Source organism: Streptomyces sp. HUAS TT7 (assembly GCF_051550175.1).
GTDB lineage: Bacteria > Actinomycetota > Actinomycetes > Streptomycetales > Streptomycetaceae > Streptomyces.
In genome coordinates this window covers 5,964,777-5,981,057 of sequence record NZ_CP196175.1, presented here as the reverse complement: position 1 = coordinate 5,981,057, position 16,281 = coordinate 5,964,777, and the positions used below count along the sequence as shown (strand labels likewise).

The 16,281-nt window shown below is 72.1% G+C and carries 16 protein-coding genes; 10 read left to right on the top strand and 6 right to left on the bottom strand.

Translation table 11 applies throughout. The annotated features are described in order from the left end of the window. Positions 1 to 218: 218 nt before the first annotated feature. The 3 genes from ACSHXC_RS26900 to ACSHXC_RS26890 all read right to left on the bottom strand — a co-directional run bounded on the left by ACSHXC_RS26900 (position 219) and on the right by ACSHXC_RS26890 (position 2,710). Positions 219 to 527, bottom strand: coding sequence for a small hydrophobic protein (locus ACSHXC_RS26900; protein WP_438294056.1), 309 nt, complete (start codon positions 525 to 527; stop codon positions 219 to 221). A 52-nt stretch (positions 528 to 579) separates the two neighbouring features. Then, positions 580 to 948, bottom strand: coding sequence for a peptidase inhibitor family I36 protein (locus ACSHXC_RS26895; protein WP_438294055.1), 369 nt, complete (start codon positions 946 to 948; stop codon positions 580 to 582). Positions 949 to 1,111: 163 nt separating this feature from the next. Beyond that, positions 1,112 to 2,710 (bottom strand): MFS transporter, encoded by a 1,599-nt coding sequence (locus ACSHXC_RS26890; RefSeq protein WP_438294054.1) that lies wholly within the window; start codon positions 2,708 to 2,710, stop codon positions 1,112 to 1,114. Between the two features lie 137 nt (positions 2,711 to 2,847). Between ACSHXC_RS26890 and ACSHXC_RS26885 the strand changes: the two genes are divergently transcribed. The 7 genes from ACSHXC_RS26885 (at position 2,848) to ACSHXC_RS26855 (ending at position 10,679) form a co-directional block, all read left to right on the top strand. Next, on the top strand, positions 2,848 to 3,480 hold the full coding sequence (locus ACSHXC_RS26885) for a TetR family transcriptional regulator (protein WP_438296850.1): 633 nt from the start codon (positions 2,848 to 2,850) through the stop codon (positions 3,478 to 3,480). A 168-nt stretch (positions 3,481 to 3,648) separates the two neighbouring features. After that, positions 3,649 to 4,860, top strand: a complete 1,212-nt coding sequence (locus ACSHXC_RS26880; protein WP_438294053.1) for an alpha/beta hydrolase — start codon at positions 3,649 to 3,651, stop codon at positions 4,858 to 4,860. Between the two features lie 117 nt (positions 4,861 to 4,977). Then, positions 4,978 to 5,844 (top strand): DUF4429 domain-containing protein, encoded by an 867-nt coding sequence (locus ACSHXC_RS26875; protein WP_438294052.1) that lies wholly within the window; start codon positions 4,978 to 4,980, stop codon positions 5,842 to 5,844. A gap of 88 nt (positions 5,845 to 5,932) precedes the next feature. Then, positions 5,933 to 7,210 carry a sensor histidine kinase gene (locus tag ACSHXC_RS26870; RefSeq protein ID WP_438294051.1) on the top strand — a complete coding sequence of 426 codons (1,278 nt, stop codon included), beginning with the start codon at positions 5,933 to 5,935 and terminating at the stop codon, positions 7,208 to 7,210. A 9-nt stretch (positions 7,211 to 7,219) separates the two neighbouring features. Then, positions 7,220 to 7,903 carry a response regulator gene (locus tag ACSHXC_RS26865; RefSeq protein ID WP_438294050.1) on the top strand — a complete coding sequence of 228 codons (684 nt, stop codon included), beginning with the start codon at positions 7,220 to 7,222 and terminating at the stop codon, positions 7,901 to 7,903. A gap of 527 nt (positions 7,904 to 8,430) precedes the next feature. Then, complete coding sequence (locus ACSHXC_RS26860) at positions 8,431 to 9,474, top strand: alpha/beta hydrolase (protein WP_438294049.1); 1,044 nt, start codon at positions 8,431 to 8,433, stop codon at positions 9,472 to 9,474. Continuing rightward, positions 9,471 to 10,679, top strand: coding sequence for an acyltransferase family protein (locus tag ACSHXC_RS26855; protein WP_438294048.1), 1,209 nt, complete (start codon positions 9,471 to 9,473; stop codon positions 10,677 to 10,679). The genes ACSHXC_RS26860 and ACSHXC_RS26855 overlap by 4 nt, the downstream gene beginning before the upstream one ends. Positions 10,680 to 10,684: 5 nt before the next feature. Here the strand turns inward: ACSHXC_RS26855 and ACSHXC_RS26850 are convergent, their stop codons facing one another. Then, positions 10,685 to 11,713: an aldo/keto reductase gene (locus ACSHXC_RS26850; protein WP_438294047.1), complete on the bottom strand. Its 1,029-nt coding sequence runs from the start codon at positions 11,711 to 11,713 to the stop codon at positions 10,685 to 10,687. 7 nt (positions 11,714 to 11,720) lie between these two features. Next, positions 11,721 to 12,212 (bottom strand): MerR family transcriptional regulator, encoded by a 492-nt coding sequence (locus ACSHXC_RS26845; protein ID WP_438294046.1) that lies wholly within the window; start codon positions 12,210 to 12,212, stop codon positions 11,721 to 11,723. Between the two features lie 331 nt (positions 12,213 to 12,543). Between ACSHXC_RS26845 and ACSHXC_RS26840 the strand changes: the two genes are divergently transcribed. After that, positions 12,544 to 13,362 carry a serine hydrolase domain-containing protein gene (locus tag ACSHXC_RS26840; RefSeq protein WP_438294045.1) on the top strand — a complete coding sequence of 273 codons (819 nt, stop codon included), beginning with the start codon at positions 12,544 to 12,546 and terminating at the stop codon, positions 13,360 to 13,362. On the opposite strand, the gene ACSHXC_RS26835 is transcribed toward ACSHXC_RS26840, so the two are convergent. Continuing rightward, positions 13,349 to 14,008 carry a pirin family protein gene (locus tag ACSHXC_RS26835; protein ID WP_438294044.1) on the bottom strand — a complete coding sequence of 220 codons (660 nt, stop codon included), beginning with the start codon at positions 14,006 to 14,008 and terminating at the stop codon, positions 13,349 to 13,351. The two genes, ACSHXC_RS26840 and ACSHXC_RS26835, sit on opposite strands and share 14 nt — an antisense overlap. 59 nt (positions 14,009 to 14,067) lie before the next feature. On the opposite strand from ACSHXC_RS26835, the gene ACSHXC_RS26830 reads away from it, so the two are divergent. Together ACSHXC_RS26830 and ACSHXC_RS26825 are read left to right on the top strand one after the other, a co-directional pair. Continuing rightward, positions 14,068 to 15,264 (top strand): PucR family transcriptional regulator, encoded by a 1,197-nt coding sequence (locus ACSHXC_RS26830; protein WP_053730591.1) that lies wholly within the window; start codon positions 14,068 to 14,070, stop codon positions 15,262 to 15,264. Between the two features lie 89 nt (positions 15,265 to 15,353). After that, a complete protein-coding gene (locus ACSHXC_RS26825) occupies positions 15,354 to 16,271 on the top strand; it encodes an ACP S-malonyltransferase (protein ID WP_438294043.1) in 918 nt (305 codons plus the stop codon). Positions 16,272 to 16,281: the final 10 nt, after the last annotated feature.

The window sequence follows — 16,281 nt, the reverse complement described above, 5'->3', positions numbered from 1 at the left end:
CCCATCGCTTCCGCCTGTTGGGTGTTCGGTACCGGTTGTCCGTGGCTGGTCGCGCAGTTCCCCGCGCCCCTGGTAGGTGACCCCGTGCGGGCGCGCCCACGCGGCGGAGCCGCAAAATGTCACAGCCCCGCGCCCCTGAGCAGGTGGCCCCGAACAGACAAGTGGAGGGGGCGGGTTCCCTGGTGGGAACCCGCCCCTTCCGGCCGTTCACGGCACGGTCAGAAGATGCCGTTGCCCATGCTTGCCGCACCTGCCGGCCAGATGATGGCCAGCAAGGTGTCCATGGCGCCCAGGACCAGGGCCACCAGGGCCGGCGTGGAGCGGGAGCCGTTCCAGCGGCGGCCCATGGCCAGCCGGCCGCAGAGGATCGCCACCGGTCCCAGGACGATGCCGAGGACGACGAATCCCGCCACCGCGCAGACCAGTCCGACGATGCCGAGCGTCGCACGGTCCGGCCCGGTCCGGGGCCGCATCCGGTTCCGTGGCCGGGGGGTCCTGCGTGTACGCGTATGTCCGAAGCCCGCCATCCTCACTCCCTGAGGTCGGTCGGCTCGGGCTCAAGGGAGCGGGTACCGCGCCTCAGCTCTCCCACACCTTGAACGCCCGCACGCGATAAGGGACTTGGGGCATCCAGGTCCCGGCGCCCGGGTGCGTGTCGAACTCGCCCGTCTCCGCGCACTCGGCGGACTGGTAGGTCGTGACCGGCCGTCCCATGCGGTTGGCGAGGGACTGGGCGTCGGTGCCCGGCGGCAGCGGGGTGCAGCTCTCCATGTCGATGTGCGCCAGGTCGTACACCTGCCGCGCGCCCTTGAAGCCCGCCTTGCTCCAGAGGCAGAGCTCGCCCGCCGCGCAGTCCCCGAGGCGGGGTTCCGAGGCGGCGTGGGCGGACGTGGGCAGCAGGAAGGCGGTCGCGGCGAGCAGGGCCAGTGTGGTCGTCGTCGTACGCATATGAGGTCAACTCCCGTGTCGGTTCGATCCGTTGGATCATGGGAACGCGGGGCGGACGGGGGCGGTTCCGGGTTGCGGGGGCCGCGGGGCGAGATCATCCGGATAGGTGAAAGCCCCGCCGGACCGGGTCCGACGGGGCTTTCGCGTAACGGAGTTGACGGGATCAGATGTGACCCGCGCCCACGCCCGCCTCCGCGTTCTCACCGCGCTTGGTGAACATGGCGACCGCGGCGGCCACGACCGCGACGATCCCGGCGACCGTGAACGCGCTGCTCATGCCTGACACGAACGTGTCGTGCGCGACGCCCGCGATCTTGGCGGCGACCTCCGGCCTGGTGCCCGGCGGGACCGGCGCGGCGCCGACCGAGACGGCCGAGGACGCCTGGGACAGCGGCGCGCCCTCCAGCTTGCCGAGCCCGGCGGCCGTCCAGTTCTCCGGCAGCTTGGAGCTGATCTGCGAGGACATCACGGCGCCGAGCACCGCGGTGCCGAGCGAGCCGCCGACCTGCATGCCGGCCTGCTGGAGACCGCCCGCGACACCGGACAGCTCGATGGGGGCGTTGCCGACGATGACCTCGGTGGCACCGACCATGACCGGGGCGAGGCCGAGGCCGAGCAGCGCGAACCAGATCGACATGGTGGCCGTGCCCGTGCCGACGGTCAGCCGGGACATGCCGAACATGGCGACCGCGGTGCAGACCATGCCGCCGACCAGCGGGACACGCGGGCCGAGCTTGGTGATCAGGGCGCCCGCGAGAGGCGAGGCGACGATCATCATGCCGGTGAGCGGCAGCAGGTGGAGCCCGCTGTCGACGGCCGACATGCCGTGCACGTTCTGCAGGTAGAAGGTGACGAAGAAGAGGCCGCCCATGAAGGCGAACGCCATCAGGATCATCAGGACCGTACCCGCCGACAGCGGTACGGACCGGAACAGGCCGAGCGGGATGAGCGGCTCCCTGACCTTGGTCTCCCACAGGGCGAAGAGGACGAAGCTGATCACCGCGGCCGCGATGAACCCGAGCGTCCTGCCGCTGCCCCAGCCGTACTCCGAGCCCTTGATGAGCGCCCAGATCATGCAGAACATCGCGACGGACAGGAGCACGATGCCGAGGATGTCGAAGGACCTCGGCGCGTTCTCCGCGCGGTGGTCGCGCAGGATCAGCAGGCCCAGGACCAGGGCGATCGCGCCGACCGGCACGTTGATGAAGAAGACGGACTGCCAGCTGACGTGCTCGACGAGTACGCCACCGAGGATCGGGCCGCCCGCGGTGGAGGCGCCGATGACCATGCCCCAGATGCCGATCGCCATGTTCAGCTTCTCGGCCGGGAAGGTGGCGCGCAGCAGGCCGAGCGCGGCCGGCATCAGGAGCGCGCCGAACAGGCCCTGCAGGACGCGGAAGGCGATGACGAAGGTGACGCTGTGGGAGAGGCCGATGGCCCCGGACGCGGCGGCGAAGCCGACGACGCCGATGAGGAAGGTCTGGCGGTGGCCGAACCGGTCACCGAGCTTGCCCGCGGTGATCAGGGAGACGGCCAGGGCCAGCATGTAGCCGTTGGTGATCCACTGGACGTCCTGCAGCGAGGCATCGAGGTCGTGCTGGATGGCCGGGTTGGCGATCGCCACGATGGTGCCGTCGAGCGCGACCATCATCACGCCGATGGCCACGGCGAAGAGCGTCAGCCAGGGGTGGCCGCGCAGCCCCTTGACCGGCGCCGGCATCTCGTCCTGTGGCGCCTTTTCGACGGTGGTCTGACTAGTCATGTGATCCAGGCTAATGTCAGCCGCTGACAGTTGACAAACCATTTCACAAGTCGGTAGCTGTCACGTAGCTCACAGCTAAACTGAACACGCCAAATTGACTGAAAGAGGACCACGAAGTGACGGTGGAGCAGCGGCCCATGGCGCCGGGCGGCGGCCTGCGCGAGCTGAAGAAGCAGCGCACCCGGGACGCGCTGCTACGGGTGGCCCTGGAGCTCTTCACCACCAAGGGGTACGAGCAGACGACCGTCGACGAGATCGCGGACGCGGTCGACGTCTCGCAGCGCACCTTCTTCCGCTACTTCGCCAACAAGGAGGCCGTGGTCTTCGCGGCCCAGGACGCCATCGAGTCGCACTTCGTGGACGCACTGCGTCAACGGCCGCCCGCGGAGGGCCCGTTCACCGCCATGCGGCGCGCCGCGCTCTCGGCCTGGGACACCATCGAGGAGCTCCTGTCGCCCGTCGTGCCGGTCACCCTGTACATGCGGACGTACCAGGTGATCGAGTCGACCCCGGCGCTGCTCGCCGTCCATCTGCGCCGCTCGGCGGAGGTGGAGGAGCAGGTCGCGCGGCTCATCGCCGAGCGCGAGGGCCTCGACATCGACGCCGACCCGCGCCCCCGGGTGGCCGTGGCCGCCTTCACCGGCGTGATGCGGGTGGCGGGCGGGCTCTGGGGGCAGGGCGAGGACCCCAGCGTGACCGCGCTCCGGGAGCTGACCGCGAGCCATCTGGACCATCTCGGCCCCGCCCTGGCCGACGACTGGCGCGCCTGAACCACACCGCACCACATCGGGAAGGTGACGGCCGACACGCCAGAACCGCACCTCGGACGTACGGAGCGTGCGCCCGCGCGCGCTCTTGGTGAGACCGCCCCCCGCTCAAACGTGATCTGAGTCACTGTCAGCCCAGTGGACCTCCAGGGTCTCCTACTGTGGTCGGCAGTGACTTCCTTCGACTCCTCCCCCACACTGAACGCCTGGCGCGCGCTGCTCGCGCTCGCCGTCGTGTTCGTCATGCTCGCGACCTCCGGCTGGACGGCGATCCGCGGCCACGCGGGCGACTCCGAACCCCGCGCCAAGGCCCTCGCCGCCTGGGCGCGGGGCACGATAGACGGCCACAAGCTGCCCAAGGCGGACGCCACCGCCCAGCAGCTGGCGCAGTTCTTCGGCTCGCTCCCCCCCACCGGGCAGAGCAAGCTCGCCCACCAGTACCCGCTGGTCGTGGGCAACCTGAACGGCGCCCCCGTACCGCTGCGCTACGAGGCCAACCGTGTCGCGCTCACCGAGGCACGCGCCGTCGAGGAAAAACGCATGGTCGACACCAGGCTCTCCTCCGACGGCCGCCAGGACGCGGGCCGCCGGATGCACCGGTTCGACTCGCTGCTCGACGACGGCCGCCAGATCCTCGCCTTCGACCCCTCCGACACCGGACGGGTCGCGGAAGTCTTCGGCGACCTGGACCACGCGGAGCGCGTCTCGGTGATCGTCCCCGGCGTCGACACCGACGTCCTGACCTTCGAGAAGACCAACAAGAAGAACACCGCCCCGGTCGGCATGGCCCAGTCGCTGTACGCGGCCGAGCGGGCGGCCGCGCCGGACACCCGGACCGCCGTGATCGCCTGGGCCGACTACACCGCGCCGGCCGGTCTCGGCATGGATGCGGCCATCGGCAAACTGGCCGAGGACGGTGCGGTACGGCTGTCCGCGATGGTGGGCGCGCTGCCCGGGAAGTCCTCGGTCGAGCTGTTCTGCCACAGCTACGGCTCGGTGGTGTGCGGCGTCTCGACGCGTCGGCTGCCGCCCCGGGTCGACGACATCGCGGTGGCCGGCAGCCCCGGCATGCGGGTGCGCAACGCCGCCCAGCTGGACACCTCGGCGCGGATCTGGGCGATGCGGGACAAGGACGACTGGATCCAGGACGTGCCGTACCTGGACGTCGCGGGCCTCGGCCACGGCGCCGACCCGGTCTCGGCGGCCTTCGGCGCGCGGGTCCTGTCGGCGGCCGGAGCCATCGGACACACCGGCTATTTCGAGCCCGGCACCAAGAGCCTCGCCAACTTCGCCGCCATCGGAGTTGGCGCGTACCGGACGGTCGGCTGCGCCGACGGCGGCGCCGGGTGCGGCAGCGGAATTCCCGACCGGCCGGCGGCTTGACGGACACACCTACGGGCTGACACGCGTAGACACCGCGTGATCGCCGGAGCGCTCGCGCGACGACGGGGTTTTCTCCGAGGGGGGACGCGCGGGCGTGCGCCGCCTACGATGAGGCGCATGGGTGATGTGCTGGCCGGAATTCATGCCACCTGGGAGTTCGAGTCCGACTCCGTGCTCATCCGCTTCGAACGGGGGATCCGCGCGCCGAAGCTGTTCCAGGCGCTGCGCGAACGACGCATCCCCCACGAGGCGTTGGAGTCGGTGACGCTCTCCCCGGGCAAACGCGGCACGGTGGTGCTGCACGCGGTGCCGAGACCGGGCGCCGACCCGCTGATGGATGCCGCGGCGGGCCAGTTGAAGGAGTCCTGCGACCCCTACCGCCTGGTGCTTCCGGCCGAGCGCGAGACGCTCGCCGAGTACTACGCGGACGAGCTGCGGGACGCTCTGCCGCCGGACGCCTGCGAACCCGCTGAGCGCCATCTGGTGGCGGCGCCCGAGGCCCCGCTGAACTTCAAGGCGTACGACGGCAAGGCCGCCTTCGACGGCCGGCAGGTCACCTTCCGCTGGTTCTGGACGGGCGCGTCCTCCGAGAAGTGGAAGGCCGGCGACCAGACGTTCCCGGTCTCGGCGCTGAGCGGTGTCGAGTGGCGCTCCCCCGAGGTCTTCGACGGCCATCTGCGCCTGCTGCGCCGCGAGGCCGACGGATCCGCCGCCCAGGCCGACCGCGACCCGGCGTCCGTGGTCTTCGGCCTCGGCTACGGCCCGGTGCACGAGTCCCTGCCGTTCGCGGCGGCGGTCCTGGCGGCCGTACGGGGCGGGGGCGGCCCCGCCGTCCCGCACCAGGCGGTCCGCGTCGCGGCGGGCCGGCGCGACCCCGCGGACATCGCGGAAAGGATCCGCCACCTGGGCGACCTGCACCGGGCGGGCCTGGTCACGGACGACGAGTTCAGCGCGAAGAAGGCGGAGCTCCTCGCGGAGCTGTAGACCGCGGGACCGATACCCAGGTCCGGGGTGCGGGTGGCACCCCGGTATGACGCGCGGCCGGGCCGATCCTGCCTACGCTGGCCGGATCATGAAGATCGCACCCGCCTCCCGCCGCGCGCTCGCCCTGGTGTGGCCGCCCGCCGAAGCCACCCGGCCGCTGTTCTCGCAGGCGCCCAGACGCTGGCAGCGGTGGAGTCCGTACGTCGTCGTCGGCTGCTTCGTGGTGGTGCTGCTTCCCGTCACCATCACCGTGCTGGCCAGCGACTACAAGCTGGGCGGCGGCTGGGCCGGGGCCCTGGGGGTGGCCCAGACGGTGCCGCTGCTGCTCGCCGTGACCCGGCCGATGGCGGCCTGGGGGATCGTCCTCGCCTTCGACATCCTGGGCGCGCTGCTGCTGTACGGCGCCGATACGGCCGGCCGCCCCTGGCCGTGGCCGCCCACGGTGATCGTCGGCTACCTGGTCCTCATGGCCTGCCTCGGGCTGCGCGAGACGACCCGCACGCTCGTCGCGGTGTGGCTGACGACGGGCGCGGCCAGCCTCGCGCTCGGCATCTTCCCGCCGAGCGGCTCCACCAGCACCTACGTCCTGCTCTTCGTGCTCACGGGCGTGATGCTGGCCTTCGCGGGCGCGGTACGCAGCCGGGAGGAGGCCGAGCGGGCGCTCGCCGAGCAGGAGACGATCAGCGAGGGCGAGCGCGCCCGGCGCACCCTCCTGGAGGAACGCGCCCGGATCGCACGCGAGCTGCACGACGTGGTGGCCCACCACATGTCGGTGATCACCGTGCAGGCCGACTCGGCGCCGTACCGGCTGGCCGGGCTCGACGAGGCGGCCCGCGGCGAGTTCGAGTCCATCGCGTCCAGCGCCCGGGAGTCGCTGAGCGAGATGCGGCGCCTGCTCGCGGTGCTGCGCAGCGACGGCAGCGGCGAGGAGGGCGGCGAGCGGGCACCCCAGCCCGGCGTGGACCGCCTCCAGCAGCTCGTCGAGGCGACGGTACGGGCCGGACTGCCGGCCAGGCTCTCCCTCGCCGCGGACCTGCCGGCACTGCCGCCCGCGGTCGACCTGTCGGCGTACCGGATCGTGCAGGAGGCGCTCGCCAACGTCGTACGGCACGCGCCGGGCGCCGCGACCCGTATCTCCGTCACGTGCGACGACCGGCATCTGACCGTGGTCGTCGTCAACGGCCCGGCGGCGGGCCGCACTTCGCCGCTGGAGGCCTCCGGTACTGGGCACGGGCTGGTCGGCATGCGCGAACGCGTACGGTTGACCGGCGGGTCGCTGGACACGGGACCGCTGCCGGACGGCGGCTTCCGGGTCGCGGCCCGGCTGCCCCTGGACACCCCGCCCGTTTCCGAACTCCCCTCCTAAGGAAGCCAGTTGACCATCCGCGTGATCATCGTCGACGACCAGGCCATGGTGCGGGCGGGGTTCGCCGCGCTGCTCTCGGCGCAGGCCGACATCGACGTGGTGGGCGAGGCGCCCGACGGCCGCCAGGGGGTCGAGGTGGCCCGCTCCACCCACCCGGACGTGGTCCTGATGGACGTCCGCATGCCCGAGATGGACGGGCTCGCCGCGGCCCGCGAGATCCTGGACCCGCCGGTGGGGGTCGTCCACCGGCCGAAGGTGCTGATGCTGACGACCTTCGACGTCGACGACTACGTGTACGAGGCGCTGCGCGCGGGGGCGTCGGGGTTTCTGCTGAAGGACGCGCCGCCGGCCGACCTCATCGGGGCGGTACGGGTCGTGGCGGCCGGGGAGGCCCTCCTCGCCCCCTCCGTGACGCGGCGGCTCATCGCGGACTTCGCGGCGCAGCGGCCGGCTCCGCGGCGGGGGGCGGCGGCGTTGCGTCTCAACGGGCTCACGCCGCGGGAGACGGAGGTGCTGGAACTGATTGCCCGGGGGCTGTCGAACCAGGAGATCGCGGGGCGGCTGGTGCTGGCGGAGCAGACCGTGAAGACGCACATCGGGCGGGTTCTGGCCAAGCTCGACCTCCGGGACCGGGCCCAGGCGGTGATCTTCGCCTACGAGGCGGGAGTGGTCCGCCCCGGCGACCCGGGCTAGCCCCGCCCCCTCGGAGGGTGCGGCGGGCTGCCCTGGGGCCCCGCCCCAGACCCCGGGGGCCCCTCCCCGCCCCTTCCCTAAACCCTCCGGGGGTGGGAGTGAGCTGAGGTCCGTTCCGGGGGCGCTGCCCCCGGGCCCCCGCTGCGCGGACGGTTGTCAGCTGCGGACCGTGCGTGGCTGGTCGCGCAGTTCCCCGCGCCCCTGGCAGGGTCGACCTTGGCAGGGTGCCCGTGCAGGCATACCCAGCCCGTCATGGGGGTCCCCCCTGGCCCTTAAGGCCTTGGGGGAGATTGAGGACGAGCGCCCTTAAGGCGCGAACGGGGTCTGGGGCGGAGCCCCAGGAAACCAGCTCAGCACACCCACACCCCCGGCGGGTCTCGGGACGGGGCGGGGTGGGGGATGAATCCCACCCACCCCCTACCCAGGTACCACCCCCCACCTGGCCCCCCGGTGTGACGCCCCGCGCCCCACCCCCTTCCTACCTTCCTCCTCGTCAAGGGACAGGCACGAGGAAGGGAAGTCGCGGCATGCATCGGTTCCGAAGGGCAATGGTCGCCTCCGCGTTGGTGGTCACCGCCATCGCCGGCACCGCGGGGTGGGCCACGGCCGATGCGCAGCAGGCGGTCACCGGGCCGCCCCCCGGCGCCGCCGCCTGGCGGGCCGACACCGTGATCGGGCGCCCCCTGCCCGACCCCGCGAGCGCGACCCCCCGCGAAGTCGCCCTGTTCTTCGCCGGGTTGAGCGAGGCAGAGCAGCAGACGCTGGTCCGGCGGCACCCCGAGGTCGTCGGGAACCTCGACGGCGCCCCCGTACACCTGCGGTACGAGGCCAATCGGCGGGCCGTATCGGAAACGCACGACCCCCGGTTCGCCCGGCTCGCCGAGCCGTCCCGGCAGATCCTCGCCTTCGACCCCCGCGGGCGGGGTCAAGTCGCCCAGGTTTACGGGGAGTTGGACGACGCCGCCCACGTCTCCGTCATCGTGCCCGGCTCCGACATCGACGCCGCCACTTTCGACCGTACGAACGACCCCTACGGCACCCCCGCCGGCATGGCCGCCTCGCTGCGGGACGCCACGCACGGCGCGACCGCCGTGATCGCCTGGGCCGGGTACACCACCCCCGTCGGGGTCGGCCTTGACGCCGCGACCGGGAAACTCGCCGAGGCGGGGGCCGAGCGGCTGACCCGGCTCACCGAGGGGCTCGACGCGGTCGGCGCGCCCGACCCGGTGCTGTTCTGCCACAGCTACGGCTCCGTGGTGTGCGGGCTCGCCGCCAAGGACACCGACGCCTCGGACATCGTCGCGCTCGGCTCCCCCGGCATGCGCGCCGACACCGTCGACGACCTGGGCACCGACGCCCGGGTGTGGGCCGCGAAGAACCCCACGGACTGGATCGACGACGTTCCGCACGTCGAGTTCGCGGGGCTCGGCCACGGCACCGACCCCACCGACCCCTCCTTCGGCGCCCGCCGCGTGCCCGCCGCCGACGCCAAGGGCCACACCGGCTACTTCGCCCCCGGCACCGAGTCCCTCGCCACCTTCGCGGCCATCGCCACGGGAGATGTCCGATGATCAACCAGACACTGGCCAGGGCCGTCGCGGACATCGAGCGGAAGACCCCGGCCCACCGCGACCGTGCCATCGACGGGCTGCGCGCCCTCGCGCTGCTCGCCGTGCCGACCGGGCACTGGCTTCTCGGCGGGTTCACCCTCGACAGCGCCGGTGCCCTGCACAACGCCAGCCCGCTCTCCTCCTTCACGGGCTTCGCCCCGGCCAGCTGGCTCCTGCAGATGCTCGGCATCTTCTTCCTGGTCGGCGGCTATGCGTCTGTCCTGTCCTTTCATCGCCGGAAGGGGTCCACCGGCGAGTGGCTCAGGGGCCGCGTCGCCCGGCTCGGGCGGCCCGTGCTCGGTGTCACCGCCGTCTGGGCCGCGATGATCCCGGTTCTCCACGCCCTCGGCGTGTCCCACGACACCCTGCGCACCGGGTCCACGCTCGTGATCCAGCCCCTGTGGTTCGTGGGGGTGTACGTCGGCGTCACCGCGCTCACGCCCTACTGCGTACGCGCCGCCCGGAGGATGGGCGGCTGGGCCGCGGCTCCGCTGCTCGGGGTCGTCGCCCTCGTCGACTTCCTGCGCTACGGGCCGTACGCGGACTCCATGCCGTCCTGGCTGTCGGTCGTCAACATCCTGCCCGGCTGGATGTTCGCCTACCAACTCGGCGTCTCCTGGGGGGAGAAGAGGATCGGGCGCAGGGGCGGGTGGCTGCTGTTCGGTGGTGGGGCGCTGCTGTTCACCGTGCTGCTCGTCGTCTTCCACTACCCGGCGTCCATGGTCGGCGTGCCCGGCGAGGCGCGTACCAACTCGCATCCGCCGTCGCTGCTCGTACTCGCGCTCGCCGCGGCCCAGTCCGGCGCCGCGATCCTGCTGCGCGACCGCATCGCCGACTGGCTGAGGAAGCCCGCCCTTTGGGCCCCGGTCGTGGTCGTCAACCTGTCCGCGATGACCATCCTGTGCTGGCACCAGACGGCCATGCTCGCCGCCGCCGTCCCGGCCTCCTTCGCCGGGCGGGTGCCGGGGCTCACCACCGCGCCCGACACGCTCGCCTGGATCGGTGAACGGCTCGCCTGGATGCCGGTGTTCGCGGTGCTTCTCGTGCTGATCGCCCGCTATGCGCGGGGCTTCGAGGCACCCTGGACCAAGGCGACGAAGGCCCGCCGGGCAGCGGCGGGGCTGCTCGCGGCGGGCTTCGCGGTGTTCGCACTGGGGCTGGCGTGACGCTCCTACCGCTCGCGGGCCGCCGACGTCGACGACATGTCGGGGTAGCGGTCGCCCGCGACCTGCCCGGCGATCGGCTCAAGCAGCACCAGTTCCTCGGCGCTCAGCGTGATCCGGGTCGCCCCGGTGTTCTCCAGGAGGCGGCTGCGCTTGCGGGTGCCCGGGATCGGGACGACGGTCAGGCCGTGCACCTGGGCCCGCTGCTGCACCCAGGCCAGCGCGATCTGCGCGGTGGTCGCGCCGTGCGCGGCCGCGATCTTGTGGAGCGGTTCGAGCAGGGCCGCGTTGGCCTTGGCGTTGTCCCCGGTGAAGCGGGGCTGGAACTGGCGGAAGTCGCCGCTCGACAAGTCCTTGCCGGCATCCGCGAACGCCCCGGTCAGAAAGCCGCGGCCGAGCGGCGAGTACGGCACGAAGGTCACGCCGAGTTCGGCGGCGGCCGGAGCCGCGCTGCGCTCGACGTCGCGGCTGAAGACCGACCACTCGGACTGGAGGGCGGTGATCGGGTGCACGGCGTGCGCCTCGCGCAGCTCGGCGCCGGTGACCTCGCTCAGGCCCAGGTACTTGACCTTGCCCTCCTCGACCAGCTCGGCCATCGCGCCGACGGACTCGGCGAGCGGCACCTGCGGGTCGCGGCGGTGCATGTAGTAGAGGTCGATGACGTCGATGTTCAGGCGGCGCAGGCTCGCCTCGACGGCCTTCTTGATGTACGCGGCGTCGTTCCGGATGCCCCGGTAGTGGATGTCGTCCGCGCGGCGCTCGATGGCGAACTTGGTGGCCAGGGTCACCTCGTCGCGGTGGGCGGCGAGGAACGGGGCGAGGAACTCCTCGTTGGCCCCGGAGCCGTACACATCGGCGGTGTCGATGAGGGTGACGCCCGCCTCGACGGTGGCTTCCAGGGTGTCGCGGGCGGCGGCCTCGTCGGTGTCGCCGTAGAACTCGCTGATGCCCATGGCGCCGAAGCCCTGGACGCCGATCCGGGGGCCCTCGGTGCCGAGCCGGACTGTGCTGATCTTCTCGATCGGGCTGTTGCTCATGGGGTGTTCAGGCCCTTTCCGACGCCTTGCGGGCGTCCGCCTCCGACACCTTGCGGGCGTCGGCGTAAAAGTCGATCTTGTAGTCGAGTACGGCGAGCGTGTCCTGGAGCTCCGCCATGCGCTTGATGACGTCGCGCCGGGTCTGCTCCAGGAGCTCCTGGCGCGCCTCGAAGGTGTGCGCCCCCTCGCGGACGAGTTCGGCGTAGCGGACCATGTCGGCGACCGGCATGCCGGTGAGCCGGAGCTTGCCGACGAACGACAGCCAGTCGAGGTCCTTGTTGCTGAACCGCCGCTGGCCGGTGTGCGAGCGGTCCACGTGCGGCATGAGGCCGATCCGCTCGTACCAGCGAAGGGTGTGCGCGGTGAGTCCGGTGCACGCCACGACCTCGCTGATCGTGTAGCGGTCCTGGCCGTCGGGGCGCGGGTGGAGGGGCTGCGTCGCGCACAGGCCCTGCCGGACCCGCTCCACCGTCACCGCTGTGCTCTCGATCACCGTCATGGCCTCCACGCTAGGACCTTGGAGTGCACTCCAAGCAAGCCCATTGCGTGACGTGTTCCGGACCGCGTACCGAGCCCGGTCCCACCGCACACTTCACGCCACCACCGCAACTCGCCGTCTTCAACGTGGTGACCGCCGACGGCATGCGCCGCCGGGGCCTGTCCCGGGTGTGCATGGAGGCACTGCTCGGCTGGTTCCAGGAGCGCAGCGTCTTCAAGATCGACCCGAAGGCGTCCCCGGAGGACGAGCCGCTCCATGTCTCGCTCGGCTTCGTCCACAGCCCCGATCCCGCCATGCGGCTGTCGCGTCAGGACCTACTAGGCTCGTACGCATGGAGAGCCTGCGGATCATCGAGACCTGGCCCGTACCGACCGCCGCGGCGGCCGTGGTGCGGGCCGACGGAACGCTTGTCGGCACGCACGGGCCGGTGTCCCACCGGTTCCCGCTGGCCTCCGTCACCAAGCCGCTCGCCGCGTACGCGGCCCTCGTCGCGTACGAGGAGGGGGCGATCGAGCTCGACGAGCCGGCCGGGCCCGCCGGCTCCACCGTCCGCCACCTGCTCGCGCACACCTCGGGGCTCGCCTTCGACGAGCACAAGGTGATGGCCCCGCCCGGCGAACGCAGGCTCTACTCCAACGCCGGGTTCGAGGTGCTCGGCGACCACATCGCCAAGCAGTCGGGCATCCCCTTCGCCGACTACGTGCGCCAGGCCGTCTTCGAGCCGCTCGGCATGACGTCCAGCACGCTGGAGGGCTCGCCCGCCAAGGACGGCGTCTCGACCGTCGAGGACCTCGCGAAGTTCGCCGCGGAGGTGCAGGCGCCGCGGCTCCTGCACCCGGCCACGGTCGCCGAGGCGATGCACGTGCAGTACCCGGGCCTCAAGGGCGTGCTGCCCGGCTACGGCCACCAGAACCCCAACGACTGGGGCCTCGGCTTCGAGATCCGCGGCTCCAAGTCCCCGCACTGGACGGGCAGTTCGTCCTCGCCGCGCACCTTCGGCCACTTCGGCCAGTCCGGTACGTTCCTGTGGACCGACCCGGACGCGGGCCTCGCCTGCGTCGCCCTGACGGACCGCGCGTTCGGCCCGTGGGCGGCCGAGGTGTGGCCGGTGTTCACCGACAGCGTGCTGGCCGAATTCACACGGAGCTGAGCTCCCAGAACAGCACCTCGGCGCCCCCGTCCGCCACCAGCTCCAGGCCGAGCGCCCCGGTGATCCGCGCGGAGTCCCCCGGCCCGAGCTCCTCCTCGGCCAGGCGCACCCGGCCGCGTACGACATGGACGTACACCCCGGGCGCGTCCGGCACGGCCGTGCGCTCGCCGGGGGCGAGGCGGCGGACGTACAGCATGGCGCCCGCCGGGAGCACCGCGTAGGGCGTGGAGTCGGCGATGCCGCGCACGATGTCGTACGCGGGCTCGCCGCCCGGCTTCTTCGGGGCGAGCCACATCTGGAGGAAGACCAGCGGGGCCTCGCCCTCGTTGCGCTCCTCGTGCCGTACACCGCCCGCGGAGCTCAGGCACTGCACGTCGCCCGGGCGCACCACCGTGGTGTGGCCCGCCGAGTCGCGGTGGGTGAGCTCGCCCTCGATGACCCAGGTGAGGATCTCGGTGTGGCTGTGCGGGTGCTCGTCGAAGCCCGCGCCGGGCGCGAGCCGCTCCTCGTTGCAGGCAAGCACCGGGCCGAAGCGGAGGTTGTCCGGCTCGTAGAACCGGCCGAAGGAGAAGGCGTGCAGGGACTCGATACCGGCGTCCGGGTCACCGCCCGGGTAGCGCTCGTCGCCGCGCCTGACAGAAATCACGCCCACCACCGTAGACCCGGCCCGGCGGCGAGGGTTCCCGATAAGGCAGTCTTGTCCCCGTGCCAGCACCGGATCCCGTACACCCCGCGAAGAATGCCCATCCGCACGCCGCGACCCTGAAGCGTCTTGAGCAGTCCTCGGGGCGGCTCGCCGCGAACGCGATCGCCCGCATGGACGCGACGCTGCCGTGGTACCGGGCGATGCCGCCGGAGAACCGGTCGTGGATCGGTCTGGTCGCCCAGGCCGGCATCGCCGCTTTCACCGAGTGGTTCCGGCATCCCGAGACGCCGCAGGCGATCTCGACCGACGTCTTCGGCACGGCCCCGCGCGAGCTGACGCGGGCCATCACGCTGCGGCAGACCGTCGAGATGGTGCGCACCACCATCGAGGTCATGGAGACCGCGATCGAGGAGGTCGCGGCGCCGGGCGACGAGTCGATCCTGCGCGAGGCGCTGCTCGTGTACGCCCGCGAGATCGCCTTCGCGACGGCCCAGGTGTACGCCCAGGCCGCCGAGGCCCGCGGCGCGTGGGACGCCCGCCTGGAGTCCCTCGTCGTCAACGCGGTCCTTTCCGGCGAGGCCGACGAGGGCGCCGTGTCCCGGGCCGCGGCCCTCGGCTGGAACTCGCCTGAGCACGTGTGTGTCGTGCTCGGTACGGCGCCGGACGGCGACAGCGAGCTGACCGTGGAGGCGATCCGGCGGGCCGCCCGGCACGCCAAGCTCCAGGTGCTCACCGGGGTGCTCGGCGACCGCCTGGTCGTCATCGCGGGCGGCAGCGACAACCCGCTGGCGGTGGCGAAGAGCCTGATCGGGCCGTATGCCGCGGGCCCCGTCGTCGCGGGCCCCATCGTCCCGGACCTGCTGGCCGCGACCCGGTCCGCGCAGGCCGCGGCGGCCGGGCTCAAGGCGTGTTCGGCCTGGCAGGACGCGCCGCGGCCGGTTCTCGCGGACGATCTGCTGCCGGAGCGGGCGATCGCGTCGGATCCTGCCGCGCGCGAGCAACTGGTGGAGGAGATCTACAGACCGCTGGAGGAGGCGGGCTCGGCGCTCCTGGAAACCTTGAGCGTTTATCTGGAGCAGGCGAGCAGTCTGGAAGGCGCTGCCCGGATGCTGTTCGTCCACCCCAATACCGTTCGCTACCGGCTCCGACGTGTGACGGACGTCACCGGGTGGTCACCGTCCGACGTGCGCTCCGCGTTCACGCTGAGGATCGCGCTGATCCTGGGGCGCCTGGCCGACGGAGATTCACAGTCCTAGACTTTTGTCGGACACCCACAATTCCCCCGACGGTTCTTCGTCCCTGTCCCCACGGGCGGGCGACACCGTCCACAAGAGAGAGTGTGAGAGTGCTCGTACTCGTCGCTCCCGGCCAAGGCGCTCAGACGCCCGGCTTCCTGACCCCTTGGCTCGACCTCCCCGGCGCTGCCGACCGGCTCGCCGCGTGGTCGGACGCCATCGGTCTTGACCTCGTCCACTACGGCACGCAGGCGGACGCCGACGCGATCCGCGACACCGCCGTGGCCCAGCCCCTGCTGGTCGCCGCGGGGCTGCTGTCCGCCTCGGCACTGGGTGACGTCACCCCGGGTGCGGTCGCGGGACACAGCGTCGGTGAGATCACCGCCACCGCTTTCGCGGGCGTCCTGTCCGAGGAAGCCGCGCTCGGCTTCGTACGCAAGCGGGGCCTGGGCATGGCCGAGGCCGCCGCCGTGACGCCGACCGGCATGGCCGCGCTGCTGGGCGGCGAGCCCGAGAACGTGCTGCCGCACCTGGAGAAGCTGGGCCTCACCCCGGCGAACGTGAACGGCGCGGGCCAGATCGTGGCCGCCGGCACCGCCGAGCAGCTCGCGGCCCTGGAGGCCGACAAGCCCGAGGGCGTGCGCCGCGTGGTGGCTCTCAAGGTCGCCGGCGCCTTCCACACGCACCACATGGCCCCGGCCGTGGCGGCCCTCGACGAGACGGCCAAGTCCCTCACCATCGCCGACCCGAAGGTCACGTACGTCTCGAACGCGGACGGCAAGACGGTGGCGAGCGGCCAGGAGATCGTGACCCGCCTGGTCAACCAGGTCTCCAATCCGGTCCGCTGGGACCTGTGCATGGAGACCTTCAAGGACCTGGGCGCGACGGCGCTGGTCGAGCTGTGCCCGGGCGGCACCCTGACCGGGCTCGCCAAGCGCGCGATGCCGGGTGTCAAGACCGTCGCCCTGAAGACCCCCGCCGACCTCGACGCGGCTCGCGCGCTCATCGCCGAGCTTGCATCCGCCTAAGGAGCCGAGA

Coding starts and splice junctions, on each gene's coding strand:
- ACSHXC_RS26900 (WP_438294056.1), bottom strand. CDS start 527: ATGGCGGGCTTCGGACATACGCGTACACGCAGGACCCCCCGGCCACGG.
- ACSHXC_RS26895 (WP_438294055.1), bottom strand. CDS start 948: ATGCGTACGACGACGACCACACTGGCCCTGCTCGCCGCGACCGCCTTC.
- ACSHXC_RS26890 (WP_438294054.1), bottom strand. CDS start 2,710: ATGACTAGTCAGACCACCGTCGAAAAGGCGCCACAGGACGAGATGCCG.
- ACSHXC_RS26885 (WP_438296850.1), top strand. CDS start 2,848: ATGGCGCCGGGCGGCGGCCTGCGCGAGCTGAAGAAGCAGCGCACCCGG.
- ACSHXC_RS26875 (WP_438294052.1), top strand. CDS start 4,978: ATGGGTGATGTGCTGGCCGGAATTCATGCCACCTGGGAGTTCGAGTCC.
- ACSHXC_RS26870 (WP_438294051.1), top strand. CDS start 5,933: ATGAAGATCGCACCCGCCTCCCGCCGCGCGCTCGCCCTGGTGTGGCCG.
- ACSHXC_RS26860 (WP_438294049.1), top strand. CDS start 8,431: ATGCATCGGTTCCGAAGGGCAATGGTCGCCTCCGCGTTGGTGGTCACC.
- ACSHXC_RS26855 (WP_438294048.1), top strand. CDS start 9,471: ATGATCAACCAGACACTGGCCAGGGCCGTCGCGGACATCGAGCGGAAG.
- ACSHXC_RS26850 (WP_438294047.1), bottom strand. CDS start 11,713: ATGAGCAACAGCCCGATCGAGAAGATCAGCACAGTCCGGCTCGGCACC.
- ACSHXC_RS26845 (WP_438294046.1), bottom strand. CDS start 12,212: ATGACGGTGATCGAGAGCACAGCGGTGACGGTGGAGCGGGTCCGGCAG.
- ACSHXC_RS26840 (WP_438294045.1), top strand. CDS start 12,544: ATGGAGAGCCTGCGGATCATCGAGACCTGGCCCGTACCGACCGCCGCG.